This is a genomic window from Hoylesella buccalis ATCC 35310, assembly GCF_000177075.1.
Lineage (GTDB): Bacteria > Bacteroidota > Bacteroidia > Bacteroidales > Bacteroidaceae > Prevotella > Prevotella buccalis.
In genome coordinates, this window is record NZ_ADEG01000039.1 from 38712 (window position 1) to 65449 (window position 26738).

The following is a 26738-nucleotide window of genomic DNA, read 5'->3' on the forward strand; positions in this document are numbered from 1 at the left end:
CTCATTCCTCTGTCTGGCTGTGTACAAGCGAGTTCCCGATAGGTAGATGAGGAAATTTAAGAGTTTGTATTGTGTTGATATTCAAGTAATTTGATTCTCGCATCCAATCTCAATGTTATTGGATGCCAAACTCAATGTTATTGGATGCCAAACTCAATGCTATTGGATGCCAAACTCAATGACTTTGGAGGTTAAACTCTATGCTATTGAAAGCAAAGCCCTATGAGTGCTTGTCGAAGATGGAAAAACATACCGGTTTGTACGCTGGATATAATTTGTACAAAAGGACAATTTTTCCTTGATAATTTAAGCTAAATCACTTGGAGAATCGAAAAAATATATTACTTTTGCAAGAGGGGTGGAGGGTGCTTGTACGGAGTGTTTACGCCACGGCTGCCATCAGTTTGGCTGTTGTCAGTACCATCAAGTTATCGTCTCCCCAACATATTTATGAATACGCCTCACACATCATTCGCTGCGTTATTGTATGGTTCTTTTCCACATCGCAGTGAGGATTGGTTTCAACGATGCAGGCAAACAAGAAAATAATTATATAGAAACAACATAAAACAATGTTTGAGAATTTAAGTGATAGACTAGAAAAATCCTTTAAAATACTAAAAGGTGAAGGAAAGATTACCGAGATTAACGTTGCCGAAACATTAAAAGATGTGCGACGTGCATTGTTGGATGCTGACGTTAACTACAAGGTAGCCAAGAGTTTCACCGACCGGGTTAAGGAGAAGGCCTTGGGCATGAACGTGCTCACAGCCGTGAAACCGGGTCAGTTGATGGTGAAGATTGTACACGACGAGCTGGCAGAGCTCATGGGTGGTGAGGCAGTTGGACTACAGTTGGAATCCAAACCGGCCATCATTTTGATGTCGGGTTTGCAGGGATCAGGTAAGACTACGTTCTCAGGAAAGCTGGCCAATCTGCTCAAAAGCAAGCAACGGAAAAATCCTCTGTTGGTTGCTTGCGACGTGTACCGTCCCGCTGCCATCGAACAGCTGAAGGTTGTTGGTGGCCAGGTGGGTGTTGAGGTGTACAGTGAGCCCGACAACAAGGACGTGGTTGCCATTGCCAAACAAGCCATTCAGCAAGCCAAAGCCAAAGGCAATGACGTGGTAATCATCGATACGGCCGGTCGTTTGGCGGTTGATGAGGAGATGATGGATGAGATTGCACGGCTCAAAGACGCCGTTCATCCTGACGAAACCTTGTTCGTTGTTGATGCGATGACGGGACAAGATGCCGTGAATACCGCGAAAGAATTTAATGACCGACTCGATTTCAACGGCGTTGTACTCACCAAGTTGGACGGCGATACCCGTGGCGGTGCTGCGCTTTCCATTCGTACGGTGGTGACCAAACCTATTAAATTTGTGGGTACTGGCGAGAAGATGGAAGCCATCGACGTGTTCCATCCTTCGCGTATGGCCGACCGAATCTTAGGCATGGGCGACATCGTTTCTTTGGTAGAGCGTGCCCAGGAGCAGTTTGACGAGGAAGAAGCCAAGCGTCTGCAAAAGAAAATTCAAAAGAACAAGTTCGATTTCAACGACTTTCTCAACCAGATAGAGCAAATCAAGAAGATGGGTAACATCAAGGACTTGGCTGCCATGATACCAGGTGTGGGCAAGGCAATCAAGGACGTTGACATCGACAACGACTCGTTCAAAGGCATCGAGGCCATCATCAAGAGCATGACACCGAAAGAACGTACGAATCCTGAAATATTGAATACCTCACGCCGTCAGCGCATTGCCAAAGGTAGTGGAACGGACATTCAGGAGGTGAATCGATTGATCAAACAGTTCGACCAGACGCGCAAGATGATGAAGATGGTCACTGGCAACCGCATGGCTGGCATGATGAGCCGCATGAAAGGGATGCCAAAGATGAGATAATAAGTTAGAATAGAAGGAGGAAAAAACAGAAATGCAACTCATAGACGGTAAGGCTACGGCCGCTGCCATCAAGGCAGAAATAGCTGAAGAAGTGAAAACAATAGTCGCCCAGGGCGGCAAACAGCCTCACTTGGCGGCTGTGTTGGTGGGACACGATGGTGGCAGTGAAACGTATGTTAAGAACAAGGTGAAGGCTTGTGAACAATGCGGATTCAAGTCAACCTTGATCAGATTCGAGGACGATGTCACCGAAGAAGAACTTTTACAGTGTGTAGACAGACTGAACAAAGACGAAGATGTAGATGGTTTTATCGTGCAGTTGCCACTGCCCGAGCACATCGATGAACAGAAAATCATCATGGCTGTCGACTACAAAAAAGACGTAGATGGATTTCATCCCATCAACGTGGGACGCATGTCGATAGGACTTCCTTGCTTTATCTCGGCCACACCACTGGGAATCCTCACTCTGTTGCAATATTACAACATTGAGATGAGTGGGAAAAAATGTGTCGTTCTCGGTCGAAGCAACATCGTTGGCAAGCCCATGGCACAACTCATGATGCAAAAACAGTATGGCGATGCCACGGTGACGATATGCCACAGCAGTTCTAAGGGCTTGAAAGATGAGTGCCGACAGGCCGATATCATCATCGCAGCCGTTGGCAAACCTGACTTTGTTCGGGCCGATATGGTGAAAGAGGGGGCCGTAGTGATTGACGTGGGTACCACGCGCGTGCCCGACGCATCGCGTAAGAGTGGGTTCCGACTCAATGGCGATGTGAAGTTTGATGAGGTGTCGCCAAAGTGCAGTTACATCACACCTGTACCTGGTGGGGTTGGCCCCATGACGATATGTTCGCTGATGAAGAATACATTGGCGGCGGCAAAAAAGGAGTATTACAAATGACAGCAGAAGAATTCTACCAGCAAGGCAACCGCTATCGGCAGCAGGAAAACTGGCAGATGGCACTGAATTGCTATCTGGAGGCCATTGAGTTAGACCCCCAGTCGCCCGCCGTGGCAGCCAAACAAATGGTAGAAGATATTCTGGGCTTTTACAATAAGGATGCCTATAATCCTTAAACAACTAAAACATGATACAATGAGCAAGATGAAAGGAGCCATAGTTGTGAATACCGATCGCTGTAAAGGATGTTCACTCTGCGTGGTGGCATGTCCGCAAAAGGTGATCGAACTGGCTCAGAAACAAGTGAACACGCACGGATACAGATATGCGCAAGCCGTGAATCCAGATGATTGTGTGGGTTGTGCGGCATGTGGCATCGTTTGTCCGGATGGATGTATAACCGTTTATAGAAAACGAGTGGAGGCGTAACAAGATGGCAGCAGAACAAGAAATAACGTTGATGAAAGGGAACGAGGCTATTGCCAACGCAGCGATTCGTTGTGGTGCTGATGGCTATTTCGGCTATCCCATTACTCCCCAGAGCGAAATTATTGAGACGCTGGCAGTACTCAAACCGTGGGAAACCACGGGGATGGTGGTGCTGCAAGCCGAGAGTGAAGTGGCGTCTATCAATATGGTTTATGGTGGAGCTGGTGCCGGAAAACGCGTGTTGACGAGCTCTTCGTCACCAGGAATAGCGCTGATGCAGGAAGGTATCTCCTACATGGCGGGCGCCGAACTACCTGGCGTGTTTGTCAATGTGCAACGCGGTGGTCCCGGATTGGGAACCATTCAGCCTTCGCAGAGTGACTATTTTCAGGCAACAAGAGGTGGAGGAAACGGTGATTATCATGTCATTGTGTTGGCTCCTAACTCTGTTCAGGAGATGGCAGACTTTGTTGATTTGGCTTTCGAGTTGGCGTTCAAGTATCGCAACCCGGCCATGATTCTGAGTGATGGCGTGATAGGACAGATGATGGAAAAGGTGGTTCTACCTCCATTCAAGCCCCGTCGCACCGAAGAGGAGATTAAGAAAGAATGCCCATGGGCTACGGTTGGGCGGACAAAGAATCGCAAACCGAACATCATTACTTCGTTGGAACTCAAATCAGAAGTGATGGAAGAGCGTAACTTACATCTCCAAGAGAAGTATAACACCATTCAGGAGAAGGAAGTAAGATATGAAACACAGCAGATGGAAGACGCCGATTATATCATCGTAGCCTTTGGCAGTGCGGCTCGAATAGCTGAAAAAGCACTTGAATTGGCACGTGAAGAAGGGTTGAAGGTTGGCCTGTTCCGCCCGATAACCTTGTGGCCATTCCCGCAAAAAGAACTCGTTGAGGCTGCTCAAGGCAAAAAGGGTGTGCTGGTAGCAGAGATTAATGCAGGACAAATGGTGCAGGATGTGCGGTTAGCTATCAACAACACTGTCAAAGTAGAACATTTCGGACGTCTCGGTGGTATCGTCCCTGAACCGGAAGAGATCGTCAAAGCATTGAAGGAGGAACTGTAGGATGAACAATGATATCATATCTCCCGAGAACCTGGTTTATGCCAAACCTGAACTGATGAACGATACAACCATGCACTATTGTCCTGGTTGTTCGCACGGTGTCGTGCACAAATTGGTGGCCGAAGTCATTGCAGAAATGCAGATGGAGGAAAAGACTGTCGGCGTATGTCCAGTAGGTTGTGCGGTTTTTGCTTATCGTTACCTGGACATAGACTGGCAGGAAGCGCCGCATGGACGTGCTCCTGCGGTGGCAACGGCTGTGAAACGACTGTGGCCCGACCGTCTGGTTTTCACCTATCAGGGTGATGGTGACCTGGCATGTATAGGCACTGCCGAGTCGATTCATGCATTAAATAGAGGTGAAAACATCGTTATGATATTCATCAACAACGCCATCTATGGCATGACAGGCGGTCAAATGGCACCGACAACCCTTTTGGGTCAGAAGACTAGCACGTGTCCTTATGGACGCGATCCCAAACTACATGGCTATCCACTCAACATCACAGAGTTGGCTTCTAAGTTGGAAGGAACCTGCTACGTCACACGACAGAGTGTAGATACCGTTGCTTCCATCCGCCAAGCGAAGAAGGCTATCAAGAAAGCTTTCACTGCTTCGATGGAGGGAAAAGGGTCTTCACTTGTTGAAATGGTTAGCACATGCAACAGCGGATGGAAGGTTTCACCTGCTAAAGCCAATGAGTGGATGCGCGAAAACATGTTCGATAAATATCCAAAGGGCGACCTGAAAGACAATACAGGCCTATAACCAAACAGGAGGAAACAACGTATGAAGACAGAAATTATCATATCGGGCTTTGGCGGACAGGGCGTACTTTCCATGGGTAAGATCCTGGCTTATTCGGGCTTGATGGAAGAAAAAGAGGTGACATGGATGCCTGCTTACGGACCAGAGCAACGTGGTGGAACAGCCAATGTAACGGTCATTGTGAGCGACGAGCGCATTTCATCGCCCATATTAAGTAAATATGACGTAGCAATTGTGCTCAACCAGCCTTCGTTAGACAAGTTTCAACCGAAGATAAAGCCTGGTGGCATCTTGATATACGATGGTAATGGTATCGTCAATCCACCATCAAGGACGGATATACAGGTCTATCGTATCGATGCAATGGAACAGGCTGCCGAGATGAAGAACGCCAAAGTGTTTAACATGATCGTGCTGGGTGGACTCTTGAAGGTGTGTCCCGTGGTCAGTACTGATGGCCTACAGAAGGCTCTCTACAAATCTTTGCCAGAGCGACATCATCACATGATTCCGCTCAACATGCAGGCTGTTGACATGGGAATGAAACTCATTACTAAACAAAGATAACTTGATTTTTATAACTCTCTAATTTTTTTTCAGAGTTGGTCGTAGTGATTACGGCCAGCTCTTTTTACTTCTTCAACTTCGATACATTTGCCATTTTAGCACCATATTATTAGATTGGAAATGTAAAAAAATGAATACTATTTCTAAATATAAGTCAAGTATATGCTATAAAATGTCAAAATTATTCGCATTTCTTTGGAGGTTATCGTTTTTTTTTCTTACTTTGTCTGTACAAATAGGAAACGAAAACATTATAATTGATTAAATTTAAGGTAAATGAAAAAATTAGGATTACTTATTACCGCAGCTGCTATGGCAGCATCTGTTTCAGCACAAACTGTAACAGAAAGCAAGACATTTGACAACTTTTATATTGGTATTAACGGTGGAGTTGCAACCAAAACAACGGGAAACAGTTGGATGAAGAACTTGAATCCCAATGCAGGTCTTCGCATTGGTCGCAATTTTACGCCAGTTTTTGGTATGGCTGCAGAGAGCAATGCCTACTTCTCTAACAAGCCTCTCGCATCAACAGGCACGGCTGTACGCGCGCTCAACACCAGCTTGTTGGGTACTGTAAACCTCAGTAATTGGTTCGGTGGATATACTGGTGAGCCTCGTTCGTTCGAGTTGGTTGGTTTGTATGGCTTCGGTTGGGGTCACTTGTTTGGTAACACCGATGCTTACAAGAAGATGAATCACGACAACCTGATTTCCAAGGCTGCCGTTGACTTCGTGTTCAACTTGGGCACTGAGAAGGCATGGCAGTTCTATGTAGAACCAGCAATTGTATGGGCTTTGAACGGTGATGGTACACAACCCATTGAGTACAACATCAACAAGTCAGCAGTACAGTTGAACGCTGGTTTCGTTTACAAGTTCAAGAACTCTAACGGAACCAACAACTTCACCATCGCACAGCTTCGCGATCAGGCTGAAATTGATGGCTTGAATGCACAAATTAACAGTCTTCGCAGCGACTTGAATGGTAAAGATGCACAACTTTCTAACAAGGATCGTCAGATTTCTGATCTTCAGAAAGCACTTGAAGAGTGCAAAAACAAGAAGCCTGTATACGTGAAGCCAGCTACGGCAACCAACCTGCAACCAACGGTTCTCTTCCGTGTTGGCCAGAGCGTTGTAGACCGTTCTCAGATGCCAAACGTTGAGATGATTGCTAAATACATGAAGAATCATAAGGATTCTAAGATCACCATCAAGGGTTATGCTTCACCGGAAGGTCCTGCAGAGCTGAACCAACGTCTGTCAGAGAATCGTGCTAAGAATGTCAAGAACTTGCTCGTAGACAAGTATAAGATTGCTCCCAGCCGCTTGACAGTTGTTGGTATGGGCGTGACAGACAAGCTGTTCAAGGAATATGACTTCAATCGTGTGGCTACTTTCAATGACGATACAAGCGTTGAATAAGCAACCACAAGATTAAAATATCACCAAATCCCGATGTTCTTCTATAGCGCATCGGGATTTTTTAGTGCCCTGCCAACAGCCCTCGTTCTGCCTTTTTTCACCAATAAGATGAATGAGAAATGTCATTATAAACAGCGAATAAGTAAGGTAAATTACTTTCTTCGTCATCAAAGTAGATTATTTTGCGGATGATAAAATATTCGGGCATCCCATGGGGTTATATCTTATAGCAACCCCAATTTCGCGCCTAAGCCTAAGGGGTTTGTGAAACATCTACATCAACAACAACGTGAAAATGAATCTTTTAAATAAAGTAGGACGCTATTCCTTCCTGTCAGAACCCTTCCATTGCGACTTCTCACAACGGCTGTTCATTGCCCGTTTGGGAAATATTTTACTCAATGCCGCTGATTTCCACTCCAACGAACGTGGTTACGGCATGACCATTCTCCATCCGCTTCACAAAACTTGGGTGCTCTCTCGTCTGGCCATCGAGCTGGAAGAGATGCCCACGGCTTATCAAAAGTTCTACGTTGAAACGTGGGTGGAGGGTGTCATGAAATACTTTACCAACCGTAATTTTGCGGTGGTTGACGAAGGTGGACAAGTATTTGGCTATGGCCGTAGCGTTTGGGCCATGATTGATACAGACACACGCCAGCCCATCGACATCCAAGCTGTCAACGATGGAATTGTCAGTCAGTATGTTGAGGTAGAAAAATCATGCTCCATTGACAAGCCTTCTCGGGTGAAGATGACCGACGCTGCCCAACGGGTACGCACCATCAGCACTTGTTATAGTGATGTCGATATGAACGGACACATCAACAGCGTGAAGTACATTGAGCATGTCATGAATCTCTGGGACATGAATTTTCATCGCTCGCATCAGCTCAAGCGGATTGATGTGGCCTATGTCGCCGAGGCTTATGGCGGAGATGAATTGGCCTTTTATGTGGAGCAGACTGGTTCCGAAGAATACTGTGTGCGAATCACCAAATACGCAAAAGCAGCGCCTCAAGAAGTGGAAGTTTGTAGGTGTAAATTGCTCTTTGTTCAAGCACGCCGCTAAACTCAATGAGTTTGGTGTCCAAACCCATTGATATTGGCCACTAAACCCATTGACTTTGCACCCCAATCTCTATGCTATTGGTTTTGGCTCTCATGGGCTTTCGTTCAGAACATTGATGGGGATGTTCTGTTATTTTGATGTTTTCCGTGTCTTAATCTGACAGAATTTAGTATCTTTGCATTTGCAATTGGTTCTATACGGATAGAATGAAAAAGGGAATCAGGTGAAAGTCCTGAACAGTCCCGCTGCTGTGAGCAACCTTCAGCGCATGCGAACACAAAGCCACTGACAATTTTTCGGGAAGGCGTTTGCATGATGGGTTGCAAGTCAGAAGACCTGCCGTTGCAACATGTTCCTATTCGGACTCGAGGAAGACGAATAGATGAAATTTAATTGTAAAACTGTTTCATGCCAAGGTGTGTCATCACATTCGTGTTGTGCGCGTGTGTCTTGTCTGGTTTTTCGCAGAACGATTCGATACATGACCAGGTTCATGTGTTGGATACCGTTGTTGTATCCCGCCTGCGCAGCCATCGCTCCCTGCAGAGTACTACTCCGCTTCATACGCTCGGTCACAACGATTTGCAGCGCATGGGGGTATCCACGATGGCGGATGCCTTGCACCGTATACCGGGTATTACCTTGCGTGATTACGGTGGAGCTGGTGGCATGAAAACGGTGTCGGTGCGTGGTTTCGGCACACAGCACACGGGGGTGAGCTATGATGGTATCTTATTGAACAATAGTCAGAATGGCGAGATAGACCTCTCACACTATTCGTTGGATAATCTGGGCAGCCTGTCGTTGCTGGTAGGCGATAACGACCAGCTTTTCATTCCTGCGCGCAATGCCAGCGTACCCTCATTGTTGTTGTTGGAAACACGCTCCATGCTATTTGACGATGCTGCGCCGCACGTCACGTCACAGTTGCGTGTCGGCTCGTTTGGCTATGTGGGTCCGTTTGTTCGGTACGAGCAGAAACTGTCTTCCCGCATGGCACTCTCGGCCCTGGGTGAGTATGTGTATGCGGAGAACGACTATCCGTTCACCTTGCGTAACGTTTCAGTTGTAACTCGTGAGCGTCGCACCAACAGTAGGATGAATACTGGTCATGCTGAGCTGAATGCGTCGTGGCTTCCGGTATCCCATCATGAGTTGAAGGCGAAGGTGTATTATTACGACAACCGCCAGCAGTTGCCCGGCATAGTGAGGTATTATACCAACGAGAGTGATGAGACGTTGCACACGCAAAACTTTTTTGCGCAGGCGCAGTATGTGGTCACCAGCCTTCCCAAGTGGTCGTTCAAGTGGTTGGGAAAGTTCAATTGGTCATCGTCAAACTATCGCAATGGCAACTATCCAGATGGCGTGGTTGATGGGCATTACTGGCAGCGCGAGGCCTACACCTCGGCATGTGTCTTGTATGCTCCAAGCCGCCAATGGGCTTTCGATTATTCTGTTGATTACATCTTCAACAACCTCAACAGCTCTCGATTGTATGATGTGAAACCCTATCGCCAGGCACTGTTGCAAACGCTGTCGGCCACTTATCGTCAACAGCGTTTCAAGGTGTTGGCCCGCTTGTTGGGGTCGCTTTACTTCAATGGGGCCCGCAAAGGTGACGGATCCGATGACATGCGCCGCTTGTCACCCTCTGTTTCTCTATCGTATCAGTTGCTCCACCAGCCTGCCATGTATCTGCGCGCCTCGTATAAAAACATCTTCAGGGTTCCGACGTTCAATGAAAACTACTTCTACCATTATGGTAGCAAGGATTTGAAACCCGAGTTGACCGATCAGTTGAATATTGGACTCACCTTCCTGCATGACCAGTCGCCTTGGCGGATAGAGGCCTCACTCGACGGTTATCTCAACCATGTGAAAGACAAGATTGTGGCTGTGCCGTACAATATGTTTGTGTGGAGCAATATCAATGTAGGTAAGGTGCGTATCCTTGGGCTGGATGCCATGCTTCGTGCGGCTTGTCAGTTGGTGCCGCAACATGTGTTGCGGTACACGGGCAGTTATGGCTTTCAGCGTGCAGCCAACCGAACACTGAAAACGTCTCCTTACTATAACAACCAAATAGCCTATATGCCCCTGCACTCTGGCAGTATGTCGTTGGCCTATGAGAATCCTTGGGTTAACCTTACCGTGCATGCCTCGGGCGTGAGCAGTAACTGGAGCAACAACGAACACCATGACCAGAGCAAAATTGGAGGCTACATGGAATGGGGCGTCATGGCTGCCCGAACGTTCAAGGTGTGGCGCCATTCTTTGGCTGTAAGGGCTGATGTCAAGAATATTTTTAACCGACAATATGAGATTGTGGCCGGCTATCCGATGCCTGGCATCCAATATCAAATAACAATGAATTATCAATTTTAAAAAAACAATGAAGATGAAAAAGTATTTATTAAGTTTTGCCGTGTTGTTGATGGGCATGGCCATGTTCACGTCATGTAGTGACGATGAAGAGGATGTAACGCCTGGTCCTACTCCAATGAAGATGAAAACCACAGGCATTTATGTCATTAATCAAGGTAACGAGTATGCCAAGATTTCCGGCAGCATTACGGGCATTTCCACCAAGAACTGGAACGCAACCCAAAACTTCTTTGAGCTTGCCAACGGCCGAAAGCTGGGCATGACGCCCAATGATGCCATTATTTATGGCAGCCGCATGTACATTGCGGTATCTGCAGAAGGCACGGTAGAAGTGTTAGACAAGAACACCATGAAGTCGGTGAAACAAGTCAAGATTACCGACCTGCTGGGTAGTAAGGAAGGATATTACCCCCGCCATTTGGCAAGTGCCTATGGATGTGTGTATGTAACCACGTTTGGCGGCTATGTGGCAGCCATCGATACCGTATCATTGAGCTTGAAAAAGAAATACCAGGTAGGGTCTTATCCCGAAGGAATCACCGTGCATGGTAATACGTTGTATGTGGCTAATTCTGACTGGGGAAGAGGAAAAGGCAACTTATCTGAAATCAATCTGATCAACGGCACCGTGGCATCCATCAACGATCCGCTGGTTGTCAACCCCTCGAGCATCAAGGTTGTTTCCAAAGGTTTGTTTGTTCTCGACTCCGGTAAGTATGATAAGACAGGCAATCAGCAAGGTGCCGGCGTCATTCGGTTCATGTATGGAAAGGCTAAAAAGGTTGCCGATGCCACCATGATGGCCGTCATGAGCGTGAGTGGTAAGCCACACCGCATCTACACCATCAATGCTCCGTACACCAAACCGGCTACACCTGTTACATACCAGGTGTACGACATGCATACGGGTAAGACCAGTACGTTTATCAAAGAAGGGGTAGACTGTCCGGCTGCAATAGCGGTTGATCCCGTTTCGGGTTATGTGTACATTACGTCTTACAAGAAGAGTCCAGACACAGGCTTTGCTGATTATAGCACACCGGGCTATGTGAATATCTATGATGAGTCGGGTGTGTTGCTCAAAACATTACCCACCGGCGTTGGTCCAGGTGCCATTGTTTTTGACCATCATAACGTGATGCAGTAAGCTGAACGCTGCATCGTATACACTATAGTCTGTGAGCTTCATAGACGCGACATGCCACCTCGGTTGTAACACATCGGGGTGGCATTTTTCAGTTCGCAGCTTTTGCGTCTTCATGCATGAAGGCTGTAAAAGTTAGCATGGACGACCCATCGGTCAATTATTTTGGCTATCTTTGTAAAAGATTGGCTTCGCCTTAACATAGAAAGTAAACTTTCTCTGTCTTCGGCTTGCACTATCTTTGTAGAAGATTGGCTTCGCCTCAACAAAGAAAGTAATCTTTCTCTGTCTTCGGCTTGCACTATCTTTGCAGAAGATAGGCCGCACCTCAACATAGAAAGTGAACTTTCTCTGTGTTCGGCTTGCGCAATCTTTGTAATAAAGTAAACTTGAACAATCTTTCGATATGAAGAAAACAATCTTGATGAGCGTATGCCTGTGGTTGCTCGCTACCATGGGATATGCGCAAAGTGCGCCAAACATGGCAAATTACAGTGTGATTCCTTTGCCACGACAAATCAATATGGTGAAGAGTAAGGGCTTTGTGCTGACCCCTCAAACCCGAATTGTGTACCCAGCACGTGACAGTGTGCTGAAGAAAGATGCCCAATTGCTGGCATCTTACATCTTTGAACTCACGGGCTTGCAACTCAAAGTGGCGACCAGTGCCACAGATGCACACAACATTGAGTTGTGTACGGGACTGTCACATCTCAACAAGGAGGCGTACAGCATGCGTGTTTCCGCACAAAAAATAACCATTCAGGGGGCGTCGGCCGCTGGCACTTTTTATGGTATACAAACCTTGCGAAAGGCAATTCCCTTGAAGTGTAATATGGAGAAGGGAAGATGTGAGAAAGAGGATGGGAAGAGCAAGAAGTGCTGTTCAGCAACAGAACAGAAGGACTTGCTGCCTTATTCGTCAGGAATTGTGTTTCCAGCAGGTGAGATAATAGATTATCCGCAATATGCTTATCGGGGTGCCATGCTCGATGTGGCACGCCATTTCTTTGGGGTAGAAGCTGTCAAGACATTTATCGACATGCTTGCTTTGCACAACATCAATAATTTTCATTGGCATTTGACCGATGATCAGGGTTGGCGTATCGAGATAAAAAAATATCCATTGCTGACCCAGAAGGCTGCATTCCGACCCGAAACGGCTATCGGACACACAGACAAGAAGGATGGCAAACCCCATGGAGGTTATTATACGCAGCAACAAATCAAGGAGATAGTGCAGTATGCTGCCGAGCGTCACATCAACATCGTGCCCGAGATAGATATGCCAGGACACATGGTGGCAGCATTGGCAGCCTATCCGGAGCTGGGCTGTACGGGCGGACCGTACAGCGTACGCACAGAGTGGGGCATTGCAGAGGAGGTGCTTTGCGCCGGCAACGACAGCACTTTGCAGTTTGCCAAAGACGTGATTGCCGAGGTGATGCAGCTCTTTCCTGGTCCGTATATCAACATTGGCGGCGACGAATGTCCAAAGAAGTCGTGGCAAAACTGTGCAAAATGTCAGGCGAAGATTCAAAGTCTGGGACTTGTTACCGATGCACAGCACACCAAAGAGCAGCGTTTGCAAAGCTACTTTATGACCGAAATGACTAATTTTATCACTCAGCATGGGCGAAAAGTGTGTGGCTGGGACGAAATATTGGAAGGTGGTGTGGCGCCTAACGCAACGGTGTTGTCGTGGCGAGGCATTCAAGGAGCCGAACAGGCTGCCCGCTTGGGACACGATGCCATTATGTGTCCTACTTCGAACATGTATTTCGATTATTACCAAACCGAAGACAGAGCCAACGAGCCTGTGGCTTTCAATGCCTATCTGCCCATTGAGAAGGTGTATGCTTTCCAGCCTGTTCCTACGTCGCTGACGCCACAACAGGCAAAGCATATCATTGGTGTGCAAGCCAATCTGTGGACCGAACAGATAAAAACGCTATCGCATGTAGAATATATGATGTTGCCACGATTGGCAGCAGCGTGCGAGGTGCAGTGGTCGAGCGAGCAGGAGAAGGATTATGGCAGCTTCTTACAGCGGTTGCCTCACATGCTGCAACTCTACACAACTTGCGGCTATCGATATGCTGAACATTATTTCACGGTGAACACGGTGCTGACACCATCGCCCAAAGGGCAAGCCATGGAGGTGGCTCTCAGTGCACCGGGGAAGGCGAAAATCTATTATACCACTGATGGAAGTGAGCCAAATGAGCAAAGCAAACCGTACAAAAAGCCGTTTTGTCTCAAGCGATCTGCTACCATTAAAGCCATAGCTTATAGCGATAGTCTGCACAGTGATGTGACGAAAGAGCAAGTCATTGTTCACAAAGCCATGATGAAACCCGTTCGTTTTTGCACGCCACCCAACCATGCTTATCAAGGAAACAGTCCACAAGAGTTGGTGAATGGATTGCTGGGTAACACTTCGTTTCACTCTGGACGTTGGGTAGGATTCGTGGGAAACGATATGGACATCATCATCGATCTGCAACGCAGGATGCCCATTAGGAGTGTATCGGTGCGCACACTTACCGAACAATCCAACTGGATATTCCCCGACCGAGGCGTTTCGCTATTGGTGTCTGACGATGGAGAGCATTTCAAGGAGGTGTTTGCGGATACTAAACAATCGCTTCCACTCGTTGTGCCACCCAGTGTAAACACACAGAAGATAACGCTTGAAAACGTCAAAGCACGGTATCTACGCATCAAGGTGTTGTCCGAACACAGTATGCCCCAATGGCATTATGGTTATGGACAGCCCGCCTTCTTGTTCGTAGACGAGATAACGGTTGATTAAGAAAACCGTAGGAAGAGAGTTCATCGTGCATGGTCATGATGAACTTTTTCGATGAAAAGGATATGACATGACCAGATAAATGCGATTGATGACGGATAAAAGTTTTGCCCGCTGCAACTTTTATAGCTGTGCCATCGTCCTATAAACAGTTAGTAAATGGCCTCTTTTGGTAGGCCATGTAATCCTCTAAATTGTAAATGGTATGAAGAAAATACTTTGGTTGGCATGTGTTGTGGTATGCGTAGTGACACTCGCATCGTGTGTGAACGTCGTTAAAAGGAAGGATGGCGGAAAGAAAATCACAAAAAACGTGAAGGTGCAACCGTTTAAACGCATCAAGTTAGAAATGGCTTGTGAAGTGCATTTTGTGCAAGCTGATTCAGTGAGTGTCAAGATTGTAGGGCCAGAAAATGTGATTAAGCACATCAAGACCATTAGTGACGGAACGGAATTGACCATCCAACATACACGAAATAATGGGTGGAAAAACCTCCGTTCTTCCGATGACGTGAATATCTATCTTACTTCCCCTGACCTTATTTCGGTGTTGATGCGGGGCGCCGGTGATTTCAATATCGATCGACATCTGGATACAGATACCTTGATAATTCGATTGGAAGGGGCTGGTGATGTTGAGATAAAGGATCTGATTTGCGATGAGGTGAATGTGGAAATGAAAGGGGCCGGCGATATCGAACTCGACCAAGTGATTGCGTCTAAAGCCTCGTTAAAACTCAAAGGAGTAGGAGATGTCAAAGCTCATCTGGCAAAATGTGACTGGGCGCAATGTGAACTCGAAGGGGTTGGCGACATCGAACTGTCAGGAACGGTTAGGCATTTCAGACACAAGGTGAGAGGAACGGGCTCTATCAACACAGACGATTTGCAGATTCTTTCCAATCATTAGACCTGGAAGAAAAGCGAGCGTCTTGGGGTGGTGTCAATCTTTTTCGTGTTGTGAGGCTGTTGCTGTCGAATGCATTGCGGCTTCACGACAATGAAAGGAATATTTGAAATGCCACTTCCTTATTTCAAAAATATGTTTTATCTTTGTATCTATAAAGGCTCTTGAGGGGTCATTGTGCCAATGCGCAGCAAGATATTGACCAGTCATTGTCGACAAACGGATAAAACAGATACGAATGAAATATGCTGTTATCGCAGCGGGTGAGGGCTCACGTTTGAGCAAAGAGGGGATTAATGTCCCTAAGCCGTTGGTAAAAGTGCATGGAGAATCGTTGATTGACCGATTGATACGAATCTTCATGGAGCATGAAGCGGACGAAATCATCGTAATCTGCAACGAAGCCATGCCCGATGTTTATGCTCATTTGTGCGACCTCAAGGCAGATGGTTTGCAAGGCGTTCGTGTTCCCTTACGCCTACTGATGAAGCGTACACCCAGCTCAATGCACAGTCTGTATGCCATGAGCACATGGCTCAAGGGTTCACCTTTCTGTCTTACAACGGTAGACACGGTTTTCTTGGAACAAGCTTTCACCGATTACATTCGTACTTTTAAACATTCTGTCAATCATGGTGTTGATGCTTTGATGGGTGTGACTAGGTATGTGGATGATGAGAAACCACTCTATGTAGAAACTGACGCTGCGTACAATGTTTTGGGCTTTCATGATCAAAACCCTGGTCACCATACCTTCATCTCTGGTGGTGTTTATGGTCTGCACCCTCGTGTGTTGGACACCTTGGCTCACTGTATTGAGCGTGGCGAGCATCGCATGCGCAACTTTCAACGAGCATTGATTGCCGAACAATTGAAGGTTATGGCCTATGACATGGGGCGGGTGATGGACATCGATCACGCCTCTGACATCCCAAAGGCAGAGGAGTTCTTGCGAAATCCTGCGTCGTTGTTGAGCCAAACTCATTAAAACAGAATCATCGAAGGCTCGCAGTGCCTTCATCCAACGATATGAAAAATAAAATCATTGCTATCCGTCGTGACGTGAGATATTCACTGGACGCAGAACAAAAGGACCGCGAGATACTCGCTTCTGTCATCCAATGTCTGGGCGGTGACATTCCTATGATTGACGAAGCTCTACTCACAGATGAGCATAAGGCCGATGTTTATTTGTCGATGGGACGCCTGCCAGCAACGTTACAGTTCTTGCGTAAACGAGCCGAAGCGGGCGCTTTGGTGATAAATATGCCCATGGCTGTGGAAGCATGTGAGCGAAAGAATATTGTGAAGTTGATGCGAACGCACCATATTCCCATGCCTCCAGAGAAAGGAGAGCACGGCTATTGGCTCAAACGGGGTGACGCCTTGGCACAAAGAGATGGCGACGTGGTGTTTTGTCAAGACGAGGATGAGTTGAGAAAGCGGAAGGATGAATGGGAGAAACGCGGTATTCTAACTTGCGTGGAGAGTGCGAATGTTGAAGGCGACTTGGTGAAATTCTACTGCGTCGGCCATGACTTCTTCAGATGGTATCGGCTACATGCCTCAGAACAAGGGTACGATTTTGATGCGAAAGAGCTGCACCGCCATGCCTGTAGATTGGCTGATATCATCGGTATTGATGTCTTTGGCGGTGATTGTATCGTGAGCAAAGATGGTCATTTCTGCATCATTGATTTTAACGATTGGCCCAGTTTCTCTCCTTGTAGGGAGGAAGCAGCACTGGCCATTGCACAACTTTTAAAGGAAGTATGAGTAGGTTTCAAGAACTTTTGAGGGCTTCCATGAAGTCGAAGGATACGGAAGAGTGGCTTGATGTTCACTTCACACGCCCCGTGGGCTTGGTGTTTGCCTTGATGTGGAGACAACTTGGTGTGCATCCCAACGCCGTCACCATCCTCTCTATCTTTCTTGGAGCAGGAGCAGCTTATTGTTTTTATTTTACTGACCTGTGTCACAATCTGTGTGGTGTGATGCTGTTGCTCTTGGCCAATCTATGCGATAGCACCGACGGTCAGTTGGCTCGTCTCACTCATCAGCATACATTCATCGGGCGCATGCTTGATGGTTTCGCCAGTCAGTTGTGGTTTTTAGGCATCTATGTGGCCATTGCCATGCGTCTGCAGCATCAGCCAATGCCGTTCACCGATATTCATTGGGGTATGGGAAGTTGGGCTTTGGCGGCCGTTGCAGGAATCTTGTGTCATTCACAGCAAAGCTCCTTGGGCGATTATTACCGGCAAATTCATCTTTATTTTTTGAAGGGAAAAGAGGGGAGTGAGTTGGATCAATCGAAACAACAATACGACATTTACAAGTCGTTGGCAAAGAATGAATGGCTGAAAAGACTGTTTTACGTCAATTATGCCAACTATTGTCGAGGACAAGAACGGCGCACACCGGCGTTCCAACGATTCTTCCAAGCCTATCTTGGATATCCACAAGAGGATGTGAAGCAACGATTCTTGGCAGGAAGCCGACCACTCATGCCCTATGCCAACATTCTGACGTTTAATACACGCGCTATCTGTTTGTACGTTACTTGCCTGCTCAACTGTCCATGGGTGTACTTTGTCTTCGAGATAGTGGTTCTCCATGCGCTTTATATTTACATGCACAATCGACATGAAACCTTGTGTAAACTGCTTACGAACGATCTCGAAAAACGGGCCAAACAAATATAAATATGGTGATGAATACGGCAAAAAAAACATCTGACATCAAGGGATTGATACTTGATTTTGGTGGAACCATCGATACAAACGGCCAGCATTGGGGCAAGATGTTGTGGCATTCTTACCAACAGGAGGGGATGCCTGTGATAGAAGATGATTTTCGTGAGGCTTATGTTAATGGTGAACGCACGCTCGAGAAAAATCCATTGATTCGGGCAGATTATTCTCTCAAGAAGACAATAGATGTCAAGTTGCGGCTCGAGTTGGAACAGTTGTGCATCCTTGGTGCCTGGGATGCGGATGAGAATGAGCTGAAACGGATGCACCAACAACTGTCAAATCGGGTATATGAGCATGTCTCAGCCATCATTTATCGCAACAAAATGGTTCTCGAGAAGCTACGCCATCGATATCCGCTTGTGATGGTTACCAACTTTTATGGTAACATGAGGCAGGTTTTGAAGGAGTTTGAACTTGACGATTTGTTTGAAGATGTCATTGAATCAGCTGTGGTTAACATCCGAAAACCGGATGCCCGACTGTTCAAAATGGCACTTGATATTTTGCAAATGCCAGCTGCTAACGTTCTTGCTGTTGGTGACAGTTTCTACAAAGACATAGAACCCGCCTCTACAATAGGCTGCCAAACTGCTTGGTTGAAGGGTGAAGGATGGACGGATAAGCAATATGATGAAACGCTTCCAACCTATATATTATCTGATTTTCACGATTTATTGAAAATCTAATGTGCCTTTTTGATAAAGGTAAGTTCTTGTTTATCAACCCTGAAAGTGAGGATTTTTTACGGATGTAAGAAGATGTAACTTCCTTCAATTGTTACCTCTTCCTCGGCGATCAGCATTTCCAACGCTTCATCTAATTGGCGTCTTGCAATGGACAGTTGATGGAGTTCCGTCAGGTGATGCTTCTCCCCGTCGTTCAAAAAATGCTTGATTTGGTCTTGTGCTGGCTTTATTTTTTCTTCTGAAGTCTGGTCTGTATAATGTTCCAGACACACATCACAGCGCATACATTCCTGCACATCGGTCTCTCCGAAATAGCGTAAAAGCTGCTTACTTCTACACACCTCATCATTTTTGGCATAGTTGATGACCGACCGGACGCGCTTGGTGTATTCTTCTTTTCTTTGCTCGTATACCTCAGCAGGAATGATAAGCCGGTCAATCTCCTCGCGGTCACGGGTGTAAGTGATGAACGGCATCTTGCGTTGTGGTATGAAATGAACGATACGTCGCTGCGTCATTCCACGCAACAGCAGATACACTTGCTCTCTCGTCAGTTCGGTTTGCTGGGCCAAAAGGCCTTCATCAATGTAAACATAATCAGTGAACAATCCGCCGTAGTTGCGCAAAAGGGCCGTGAGGAGTTTCTCTTCATAAGGTGTGAGATGTTCCAATTTGTACAGCTCATTTCGTCCAATGAGGAACATAAGACGCGCGCTGGAGTCTGGATCAGTCTCATAAACGAGATAACCCGCGCGTGCCAATAGATGTAAGGCCGAATTGACAGGCACGGGAAAGTACTTGTATATCATGCAAAATTTGCCGATATCAAAGGTGAATGTGTGTCCTTTGCCACTGTGGATGCCTATTTCATAATAGAAAGCCAGACTCTGATAGACATTCTTGATATACTCCTTTTCCGGGAAGTTGTCCACTATTCGCTTGTCCAATTTGCGTTCATCGCCGCCATTGTAGAGCAAAACAGCGTAGGAACGGTTGCCATCTCGCCCTGCACGACCCGCCTCTTGGAAATAAGCTTCCAGCGAGTCAGGGCAGTCCATGTGCACCACGATGCGCACGTCGGGCTTGTCAATGCCCATTCCGAAGGCATTCGTGGCTACGATGACACGCACCACATCGTTTTGCCAAGCTGTCTGTCGTTCGTCTTTCACGGCGGGTTCAAGCCCTGCATGATAAAAGGTTGCAGTAATGTTATTAGCGTTCAGTATCTCTGCAATCTCCCTGGTACGCTTCCTACTTCGCACATAAACGATGGCGCAGCCACGCACAGAGTTGAGAATATGAACGAGTTCTTCATTCTTGTCCTGTGCATTGCGTACCACATAGGTCAGGTTTTTGCGCTCAAAGCTCATGTGGAACGCATTCTTCTCTTTGAACTCCAGCTTTTCTTGGATGTCTACAATAACCTTAGGAGTGGCTGTTGCGGTCAAAGCCAATAGGGGAGTGTCGGGCTTTTCCTTGCGGATGTTCGCTATTTGGAGATATGCTGGTCGGAAATCATAGCCCCACTGACTGATGCAGTGAGCCTCGTCGATGGTGATGAAGCTGACGTTCATGCGGCGCAACTTCATCAAAAACAGTTCTGAACCGATGCGTTCGGGCGAGATATACAATAACTTCACACCCCCGAAGATGCAATTATCGAGCGCCGTGGTAATCTCCCGTTGGCTCATTCCTGAATAGATAGCTGTGGCCTGTATGCCTTTTTCCCGAAGATGTTGCACCTGGTCTTTCATCAAGGCGATGAGCGGAGTCACCACGATGCACACGCCTTCCTGTGCCAGGGCCGGCACTTGGAAGGTAATAGACTTGCCTCCTCCGGTCGGCATCAGCCCCAGTGTGTCTTTTTGCTGCCCGATACTTTCGATGATATCACGTTGTATGCCACGAAAATCGGCATACCCCCAGTATTGGTGCAGTATGTTCAGGTATTTATCTTCGGCCTGCATGTCGTTAGAAATCCTGCTCCTCTTCTTCGATAGGACGTATATCTTCTATTTGCAATTGCACGGCATTGCGCTTGAATACGTTGTCCTCAAGCGTGTAGGCAATGTCAAAACCGCGCTTTGACTTGATGTATCGTGCCGACGCACTCTGTCCGAAGGCAATGCCGTTGACGATGTTACTCGACTTAGAATCAACCAACTCAAGCTTGATGTGCTCTTGTTCGCGCCCTACCACCTTACTGGTGCCGTAGTCGAACACGCCGAGTGTGCCGAAAAGAGGTTTAGAATTACCCGGTCCAAAGGGTGAGAATTTTTTCAAGTCAGCATGCAACCTTTTGGTGATGTCCTTGAAATCGATGATGGCATCGATGTCTAAGATAGGCTCAGTTTGTTCGGGTTCGATGTGTAGATCCACGTATTTCTGAAACCGTTCTCTGAATTTCTTGATGTCATCCCATCGCAAGGTCAAGCCGGCGGCGTAGGTGTGTCCGCCGAAATTGACAAGCAAATCTCGGCAACTCTTGATGGCCGAATAGACATCAAAGCCCGTTACACTGCGTGCTGAGCCTGTGGCGAACTCGCCGTCGCGTGTCAACACAACCGTTGGACGAAAGTAAATTTCGGTCAACCGCGATGCCACGATACCGATGACCCCTTTCTTCCAGTTCTCATCATACAGCACGATGGACGAATGATGCTTTTGGCTTTCCAGTTTGGCGACTATCAGGTTGGCCTCTTCAGTCATCTGTTTGTCAATGTCTTTGCGCTGTTCGTTGTATTCGTCGATGTGTTTTGCTTGTCTCAGTGCACTGGCAAAGTCTTTCTCAACCAAGAGGTCCACACTCTCCTTGCCATTCTCCATGCGTCCCGAAGCATTGATGCGTGGCCCAATTTTGAACACGATGTCACTCATGGAGATGTCCCTTCCATTAAGGTTGCAAATGTCTATGATGGCCTTCAAACCCACACTTGGGTTCTGGTTCAGTTGTTTCAGACCATGAAACGCCAGTATCCTGTTCTCGTCTGTCACGGGTACAATGTCGGCCGAGATGCTCACTGCGCAGAAATCGAGCAGTGGGATGAGCCGTGAAAAAGGAATGCTGTTGTTCTTGGCAAAGGCTTGCATGAACTTAAAGCCCACTCCACATCCCGACAGATGCTTGAAAGGATAGCTGTCGTCTGGGCGCTTTGGATTCAAGATAGCCACGGCGGGAGGCATCACTTCGTCAGGGACGTGATGGTCACAGATGATGAAATCAATTCCAAGGCTTTTGGCGTAGGCGATTTCGTCAATTGCCTTGATGCCGCAATCCAGAATAATAATCAGTTTAACACCCGTTTCCTGCGCATGGTCTATTCCCTTTTTGCTCACACCGTAGCCCTCATCGTAGCGATCGGGGATGTAATAATCAATGTTGGAATAGAATTGCTGCAGGAACTTATACACCAATGCGACGGCTGTACAGCCATCCACATCGTAATCACCATACACCATAATACGCTCTTTGCGTCCCATGGCGTCGTTCAATCTGTCTACGGCCAGGTCCATGTCTTTCATCAGGAATGGATTGATGAGGTCTGCCAGTTGTGGGCGAAAGAATCGCTTGGCGGCAGACTCCGTAGTGATGCCACGACGGATGAGCAATTGAGCGAGAAGGGGGCTGATGTTCAGTTTCTCTCCTAACTCATTGGCTGCCTTTGTTTCTTCTGATGTAGGTGGTACATAATTCCATTTGAAATGCATTTATATTGTTTTTTTATTTTGTCAAGTTGTACTCGCATGCGGCCATACGAGTGATGGCCTTCATAATAATGAAGACTTATTTGTGTGTAAAGTTACAAATAATTTACCGTAACTCATCGTAATTGTCACAAATAATTGCATCCTTCCCCAGGAATTCTTAAAAAAGTGTCTTGTAATGCCTGTTCTTCTTCCATGAAACTTTCCTGCTTTGTGCTTTTCGCTCCATGTTTTTACTGAAGAAATTAGTTGTCTGTCTATGTGCTGGTAGGAAAAAATAGGTTAATAAATGATATCTTTTCTTTTATAAGGTTGTAAAATACAAAATGACATATTACCTTTGCAAACAAGCTAAACACTATAGAGGTTGGAATCAGGATTTTCACATAGCCACTTACAGTCTTTCCCCAAATATTCTTTGGGGGTGGATGTGTTGCAAAGAAAAAACAACTTTATTTTTTCTTTTAATGCAAATTATTTGGTAGTTCCAAATAATTTTGTACTCACTCATATATATAATAGGTATACCTTCCCTTAAACCTTTTTCTGCGCATCATGTTTTAGTGCGCAGCGAATCTTTGTGTCTGTTAGAGGAAGGCAATTCGTGGCATCCTTATTGGTAGTATATTTAGAAATTAAAAGTCATATTAAAAAATTATTTTAGCGTTATGAGTAAAACAGAAACAAATGACGAACGTATAAAGGCGGCATACATTTGTCCTAATATAGTTTGCATTGCAGTAGAGTCCTCGCTTTGTGCCGGAAGTCCTTTTAATATTGGACATGATCCTGCTCTTCCCGGTGGACCAATTGAGGAAGATGAAGATGAAGTGGAAGAGGCCCTTATGTAGTATGAGGTCAAATCTGAAAAACTTTATGAGTAATCACCATTTTTTATGAATTAATTTTATAAGCGATTGATACAAATGAAAGCAAAATTATTTATCTCATTTGCAGCTTGCGTGGCTGCATCTGTGCTGATGAGTAGCTGTTCTAATGAAGAGAGCACACCTACTAACGATCAGCTTACTGCCTTTACAGGTGGTATCGTAACAGAGGCTCCTATGGAGCGTGTACAGATTGGTACAACTGAAATTTCAACAGTAGTTCCTGGTTTTCTCACTCGTACTTCTATGAATCGTGACGCCATCGGTGGTGAAGGAGCCTTTCTTTGGGAGCCTGGCGACAAGATCTATGTAGAGGACGATAAGAATAAGCTACAAAAGAGTAAGAATGCTGTCACAGAGACAGCTCCTCGCACAACATTCTTATTAGGTGGTTCTTACACCACTAAGGGTCAATACGATGTGTACTATTGTGGTACAAACACCAATGCTGGTGCAAAGAAAGTTGTTATTGCCGGCAATCAGACCCAAGAAGCCTTTAACAATACAAAGCATTTTGGTGCCGCTGGCGATTGCGGTGTAGCAACGGCAACGAAGGTTACAGCTGAAGGTAAGAGTGGTTATAGTTTCAACTTGAAGCACAAGGCAGCTTATCTTTGCTTCCTTCCCTTTATGTCTTCTCAGGAGGATCGCGCAAACTATAAGATCAAAAGCATAGAGATAACCTCTAAAGAAACCAATATCTCTGGTACTTATGATCTTAGCCAAGATGGTCTTTCCGGTACAGGTGATGCAAAGACAATTACACTGAATGTAGGTACTGATGGTCTTGTGCTTGCTGATCAAACTGTAAATGCTGAAAGTATTAAGAACTCACTTTATGTAGTGATAGCTCCCGGCAACCATAGATTGAACGTGAAATTCACAGTCTTCGACAAAAAGAATAATAAGGAATTGACACTGATCAAACACTATAAAACACATGCCTTTGATGCCAATAAGATTTGTGATATTCCCGTTAGTCTTGGCTATGCAGATTTTAACGCTGGACATGACGATACTGATGGCTCTTATGAATTAGAAGATACCGACGTTGCTTTTTATTACACCGGTCACGAATATTATGCGTGGGATGCTAAAGAGAACTATTGGTCTGGTCACGAGTGGGACGTTATTGATGACAAGAAAGACGTTTGGCAGCCAACAATTAATAATGGAGCTAACTCAAATTATCCTAAGGATTCAAAAGATCCTCGTTATTGTCACGATGGTAAGACTATTGAGCCAGCTACCCAAAACTCTCTCTTTGTTAATGAGCTTCCTAATGTTAACGAAATGACTTGGTACGCAATGAAGGGTGATGCTCATTGGGATGAAAGTACTCGGTGGTCAGTTTTCGGTAGGATTTACAGAGGCGGTATATGGTTGAAGAAGCTCAGCGTTATCGCTAAAGAACAAGGCAAGAGTCTTGCTGAGTTAAAGGAGAAAGATCCCGAGGGTACCGATTGGCGTACAACTTCCAATGACAAAGAAGTTATTGCTACAAAAGGCAAGCCTAAGAATAGTGAGATTGATAATTACTTCTTCCTCCCTGCGTTGGGCTATTACGAACTTAATAAATTATTAGTTTTTGGTACCAGCGCATACTATTGGACGTCCACTGGTGACGTATCTACGAAAAGGTACACGCAGGCCTACAGCCTGACATTCTATTTCGATGAAGAAACAAACGAGATAAAGTTGGCCGTGGGTCCCATACAACGTAAATATGGGTGTGTAGCGATGCCGTTCAAGTAGTCTCCTCCTCCCGATAGTTTTATTTTGAGCGGGCTCTTTCAAAGAGCCCGCTCATATTTTATCGCCTTTTGCGATCGATTTTTTAATTTCACTAAAGCCGTAAGAACATGTTGCTTTCTTCTTTTTTCTCACCAGAAACGTATGATGCAGTTTGCATCTATCTACATCGTGATGGTATGTTTTGAAAAGCTCATGAGCGCAGTGCTTATTTGTTTCTTCAAAGGGCTAAGGCAATAAAAAAAAAGAAAGACCGTTTTTCCATACAGGAAAAACGGTCTTTCTTATCGTGGTTTCAAGATCAACTTGAAGTATTTTTTAGATATTTAATTTCTTACGGATATTTGCAGGAACGGCATTCTTGTTTACCATGAAGTCCATCGTCTTGTAAGCTACAAAAGCCTTGGTCATGTACCAAATACCTTTGTACTTACCACTTTCGCCCCAAGAGTTCTTTACCATGTAATATTCTTTACCGTTTTGGTCCTTGGCAATACCAAAGATGTGCATGCCGTGGTCATCGGTTGTTTCCCAATTATCGAATGCTTCTTGGCGCATCTCTTGTGTAGGAACAACTTCAGGAGCATTGATACCTAATGAATCTGCTTTGGCTTTCTTTGAGGATTTGGACATTTTAACCCAGCGGTCAGCATCTGTTCCTGACAAATCGCGTGCTTTCTTCAAATCGTAAGCAATACCTAAACCATTGCGTGTAAATCCATCTTCAGAAACATCTCCGCCCCATGCTACGGTATAACCATTGTTGATAGCGTTATCAATGATGTTACAAATTTCTTCAATAGGAACGTTCCAGCTCAAAGGCCAACGCCAGTTGTCTTGAACTTCAACAGCAAATTGTGTCCAGAAGGGATGGTGTGTGTAGCTGGTGAAGTGTACATAGTCGTTCATGTCCAGTCCCAGACTTGCAGCAAACGATTGTGGCGTATAGGTTTTTCCATCGTATGTAAATGTTTCAGGAGTTTTGCCAAGGTAAGCATCAAGAATTCCTACCATTCCTTTTTTCCATGTAGAAGAAATTTTCTTTTGCTTACTTTTAGCTATTGTTTCAACATAAGGTGTCAGGAGTTCAAAGAATTCGCCAAAGTTAGCCAACGAGTCACCAGTCATTGTACCAGGCAATGGCATTGCTGTTTCGGGCACCATGCCATAGTGTTGCCAACAATAAACAGGGTCGTATGTGCTACCTCCTTGTGCAAAACTCACGTCACCGTGCATGCGTACAGCCTTTTCTGCTCGGTCTTGGTATGTCTTGTGTGCTACGAACATCTCGCATAGGTCGTACGTTTTCCCTGTTTTTTTCAAGATTTCGCTTTCCAAGAAGCTCAAGGTAGAGTAAGCCCAGCACGTACCGCTGCGGTTCTGATCCTTGATACTGGTAATCTTGTTTTGCTTAACAACGGTAAATACTGGCTTGTTGTTTTTGGGGGCAGTCTTTTTCTTAGCTGCCTGTGCGCCCGTTGCCATAATGGCTAAGAGGGCGAACATTAAAATTTTCTTCATGTTTTTGA

22 protein-coding genes and 1 riboswitch are annotated in these 26738 nt (G+C 45.9%); of the genes, 19 read left to right on the forward strand and 3 right to left on the reverse strand.

Annotated elements, in window-relative coordinates; genetic code table 11:
• The first annotated feature begins 572 nt into the window (after positions 1-572).
• The 17 genes from ffh to HMPREF0650_RS03435 all read left to right on the forward strand — a co-directional run bounded on the left by ffh (position 573) and on the right by HMPREF0650_RS03435 (position 18865).
• Positions 573-1910 carry a signal recognition particle protein gene (ffh, locus tag HMPREF0650_RS03355; RefSeq protein ID WP_004348371.1) on the forward strand — a complete coding sequence of 446 codons (1338 nt, stop codon included), beginning with the start codon at positions 573-575 and terminating at the stop codon, positions 1908-1910.
• Between the two features lie 31 nt (positions 1911-1941).
• Positions 1942-2820: a bifunctional methylenetetrahydrofolate dehydrogenase/methenyltetrahydrofolate cyclohydrolase FolD gene (gene folD, locus HMPREF0650_RS03360; RefSeq protein WP_004348373.1), complete on the forward strand. Its 879-nt coding sequence runs from the start codon at positions 1942-1944 to the stop codon at positions 2818-2820.
• Complete coding sequence (locus HMPREF0650_RS03365; RefSeq protein WP_004348375.1) at positions 2817-2996, forward strand: tetratricopeptide repeat protein; 180 nt, start codon at positions 2817-2819, stop codon at positions 2994-2996. Before folD ends, HMPREF0650_RS03365 begins: the two co-directional genes overlap by 4 nt.
• Before the next feature lie 19 nt (positions 2997-3015).
• Positions 3016-3249, forward strand: coding sequence for a 4Fe-4S dicluster domain-containing protein (locus tag HMPREF0650_RS03370; RefSeq protein ID WP_023056787.1), 234 nt, complete (start codon positions 3016-3018; stop codon positions 3247-3249).
• Positions 3250-3253: 4 nt separating this feature from the next.
• Positions 3254-4336, forward strand: coding sequence for a 3-methyl-2-oxobutanoate dehydrogenase subunit VorB (locus tag HMPREF0650_RS03375; RefSeq protein ID WP_004348378.1), 1083 nt, complete (start codon positions 3254-3256; stop codon positions 4334-4336).
• 1 nt (position 4337) lies between these two features.
• Positions 4338-5105: a thiamine pyrophosphate-dependent enzyme gene (locus tag HMPREF0650_RS03380; RefSeq protein WP_004348380.1), complete on the forward strand. Its 768-nt coding sequence runs from the start codon at positions 4338-4340 to the stop codon at positions 5103-5105.
• Positions 5106-5126: 21 nt separating this feature from the next.
• Positions 5127-5672: a 2-oxoacid:ferredoxin oxidoreductase subunit gamma family protein gene (locus HMPREF0650_RS03385; protein WP_004348382.1), complete on the forward strand. Its 546-nt coding sequence runs from the start codon at positions 5127-5129 to the stop codon at positions 5670-5672.
• A 276-nt stretch (positions 5673-5948) separates the two neighbouring features.
• Positions 5949-7100, forward strand: a complete 1152-nt coding sequence (locus tag HMPREF0650_RS03390) for an OmpA family protein (RefSeq protein WP_004348383.1) — start codon at positions 5949-5951, stop codon at positions 7098-7100.
• Positions 7101-7395: 295 nt separating this feature from the next.
• A complete protein-coding gene (locus HMPREF0650_RS03395; RefSeq protein ID WP_004348385.1) occupies positions 7396-8172 on the forward strand; it encodes an acyl-[acyl-carrier-protein] thioesterase in 777 nt (258 codons plus the stop codon).
• Between the two features lie 171 nt (positions 8173-8343).
• A riboswitch (cobalamin riboswitch) is annotated at positions 8344-8530 on the forward strand.
• Positions 8531-8580: 50 nt separating this feature from the next.
• On the forward strand, positions 8581-10560 hold the full coding sequence (locus tag HMPREF0650_RS03400) for a TonB-dependent receptor plug domain-containing protein (RefSeq protein ID WP_004348393.1): 1980 nt from the start codon (positions 8581-8583) through the stop codon (positions 10558-10560).
• A gap of 13 nt (positions 10561-10573) precedes the next feature.
• Entirely contained in the window at positions 10574-11707 is a 1134-nt protein-coding gene (locus HMPREF0650_RS03405; RefSeq protein ID WP_040562370.1) for a YncE family protein, read from the forward strand.
• A 403-nt stretch (positions 11708-12110) separates the two neighbouring features.
• On the forward strand, positions 12111-14519 hold the full coding sequence (locus HMPREF0650_RS03410; RefSeq protein ID WP_004348396.1) for a glycoside hydrolase family 20 protein: 2409 nt from the start codon (positions 12111-12113) through the stop codon (positions 14517-14519).
• 202 nt (positions 14520-14721) lie between these two features.
• Positions 14722-15426, forward strand: a complete 705-nt coding sequence (locus HMPREF0650_RS03415; protein WP_004348398.1) for a GIN domain-containing protein — start codon at positions 14722-14724, stop codon at positions 15424-15426.
• Between the two features lie 235 nt (positions 15427-15661).
• Positions 15662-16411 (forward strand): NTP transferase domain-containing protein, encoded by a 750-nt coding sequence (locus HMPREF0650_RS03420; RefSeq protein ID WP_004348400.1) that lies wholly within the window; start codon positions 15662-15664, stop codon positions 16409-16411.
• 41 nt (positions 16412-16452) lie between these two features.
• On the forward strand, positions 16453-17199 hold the full coding sequence (locus HMPREF0650_RS03425; protein ID WP_004348401.1) for an ATP-grasp domain-containing protein: 747 nt from the start codon (positions 16453-16455) through the stop codon (positions 17197-17199).
• The gene (locus HMPREF0650_RS03430) at positions 17196-18128 is read left to right on the forward strand and encodes a CDP-alcohol phosphatidyltransferase family protein (RefSeq protein WP_004348404.1); all 933 of its coding nucleotides are present in this window, start codon (positions 17196-17198) and stop codon (positions 18126-18128) included. Before HMPREF0650_RS03425 ends, HMPREF0650_RS03430 begins: the two co-directional genes overlap by 4 nt.
• A gap of 8 nt (positions 18129-18136) precedes the next feature.
• Positions 18137-18865 (forward strand): HAD family hydrolase, encoded by a 729-nt coding sequence (locus HMPREF0650_RS03435; RefSeq protein ID WP_004348406.1) that lies wholly within the window; start codon positions 18137-18139, stop codon positions 18863-18865.
• A 56-nt stretch (positions 18866-18921) separates the two neighbouring features.
• Here HMPREF0650_RS03435 and HMPREF0650_RS03440 read toward each other — a convergent pair whose 3' ends face one another.
• Both HMPREF0650_RS03440 and recJ read right to left on the reverse strand, forming a co-directional pair.
• Positions 18922-20832: a RecQ family ATP-dependent DNA helicase gene (locus tag HMPREF0650_RS03440; RefSeq protein ID WP_004348408.1), complete on the reverse strand. Its 1911-nt coding sequence runs from the start codon at positions 20830-20832 to the stop codon at positions 18922-18924.
• 4 nt (positions 20833-20836) lie between these two features.
• Entirely contained in the window at positions 20837-22573 is a 1737-nt protein-coding gene (gene recJ, locus HMPREF0650_RS03445) for a single-stranded-DNA-specific exonuclease RecJ (RefSeq protein ID WP_004348418.1), read from the reverse strand.
• A gap of 665 nt (positions 22574-23238) precedes the next feature.
• Here recJ and HMPREF0650_RS03450 point away from each other — a divergent pair.
• Together HMPREF0650_RS03450 and HMPREF0650_RS03455 are read left to right on the forward strand one after the other, a co-directional pair.
• The gene (locus HMPREF0650_RS03450; RefSeq protein WP_040562319.1) at positions 23239-23421 is read left to right on the forward strand and encodes a hypothetical protein; all 183 of its coding nucleotides are present in this window, start codon (positions 23239-23241) and stop codon (positions 23419-23421) included.
• Positions 23422-23496: 75 nt separating this feature from the next.
• Positions 23497-25212 carry a hypothetical protein gene (locus HMPREF0650_RS03455; protein WP_004348420.1) on the forward strand — a complete coding sequence of 572 codons (1716 nt, stop codon included), beginning with the start codon at positions 23497-23499 and terminating at the stop codon, positions 25210-25212.
• A gap of 315 nt (positions 25213-25527) precedes the next feature.
• Here HMPREF0650_RS03455 and HMPREF0650_RS03460 read toward each other — a convergent pair whose 3' ends face one another.
• A complete protein-coding gene (locus HMPREF0650_RS03460) occupies positions 25528-26730 on the reverse strand; it encodes a C1 family peptidase (RefSeq protein ID WP_040562320.1) in 1203 nt (400 codons plus the stop codon).
• Positions 26731-26738 lie beyond the last annotated feature (8 nt).

Coding starts and splice junctions, on each gene's coding strand:
- HMPREF0650_RS03395 (WP_004348385.1), top strand. CDS start 7,396: ATGAATCTTTTAAATAAAGTAGGACGCTATTCCTTCCTGTCAGAACCC.
- HMPREF0650_RS03440 (WP_004348408.1), bottom strand. CDS start 20,832: ATGCAGGCCGAAGATAAATACCTGAACATACTGCACCAATACTGGGGG.
- HMPREF0650_RS03430 (WP_004348404.1), top strand. CDS start 17,196: ATGAGTAGGTTTCAAGAACTTTTGAGGGCTTCCATGAAGTCGAAGGAT.
- HMPREF0650_RS03455 (WP_004348420.1), top strand. CDS start 23,497: ATGAAAGCAAAATTATTTATCTCATTTGCAGCTTGCGTGGCTGCATCT.
- HMPREF0650_RS03370 (WP_023056787.1), top strand. CDS start 3,016: ATGAGCAAGATGAAAGGAGCCATAGTTGTGAATACCGATCGCTGTAAA.
- HMPREF0650_RS03410 (WP_004348396.1), top strand. CDS start 12,111: ATGAAGAAAACAATCTTGATGAGCGTATGCCTGTGGTTGCTCGCTACC.
- HMPREF0650_RS03415 (WP_004348398.1), top strand. CDS start 14,722: ATGAAGAAAATACTTTGGTTGGCATGTGTTGTGGTATGCGTAGTGACA.
- HMPREF0650_RS03375 (WP_004348378.1), top strand. CDS start 3,254: ATGGCAGCAGAACAAGAAATAACGTTGATGAAAGGGAACGAGGCTATT.
- ffh (WP_004348371.1), top strand. CDS start 573: ATGTTTGAGAATTTAAGTGATAGACTAGAAAAATCCTTTAAAATACTA.
- HMPREF0650_RS03420 (WP_004348400.1), top strand. CDS start 15,662: ATGAAATATGCTGTTATCGCAGCGGGTGAGGGCTCACGTTTGAGCAAA.
- HMPREF0650_RS03390 (WP_004348383.1), top strand. CDS start 5,949: ATGAAAAAATTAGGATTACTTATTACCGCAGCTGCTATGGCAGCATCT.
- recJ (WP_004348418.1), bottom strand. CDS start 22,573: ATGCATTTCAAATGGAATTATGTACCACCTACATCAGAAGAAACAAAG.
- HMPREF0650_RS03425 (WP_004348401.1), top strand. CDS start 16,453: ATGAAAAATAAAATCATTGCTATCCGTCGTGACGTGAGATATTCACTG.
- HMPREF0650_RS03380 (WP_004348380.1), top strand. CDS start 4,338: ATGAACAATGATATCATATCTCCCGAGAACCTGGTTTATGCCAAACCT.
- HMPREF0650_RS03435 (WP_004348406.1), top strand. CDS start 18,137: ATGAATACGGCAAAAAAAACATCTGACATCAAGGGATTGATACTTGAT.
- HMPREF0650_RS03460 (WP_040562320.1), bottom strand. CDS start 26,730: ATGAAGAAAATTTTAATGTTCGCCCTCTTAGCCATTATGGCAACGGGC.
- HMPREF0650_RS03450 (WP_040562319.1), top strand. CDS start 23,239: ATGAGTAAAACAGAAACAAATGACGAACGTATAAAGGCGGCATACATT.
- HMPREF0650_RS03400 (WP_004348393.1), top strand. CDS start 8,581: ATGCCAAGGTGTGTCATCACATTCGTGTTGTGCGCGTGTGTCTTGTCT.
- HMPREF0650_RS03385 (WP_004348382.1), top strand. CDS start 5,127: ATGAAGACAGAAATTATCATATCGGGCTTTGGCGGACAGGGCGTACTT.
- HMPREF0650_RS03365 (WP_004348375.1), top strand. CDS start 2,817: ATGACAGCAGAAGAATTCTACCAGCAAGGCAACCGCTATCGGCAGCAG.
- folD (WP_004348373.1), top strand. CDS start 1,942: ATGCAACTCATAGACGGTAAGGCTACGGCCGCTGCCATCAAGGCAGAA.
- HMPREF0650_RS03405 (WP_040562370.1), top strand. CDS start 10,574: ATGAAAAAGTATTTATTAAGTTTTGCCGTGTTGTTGATGGGCATGGCC.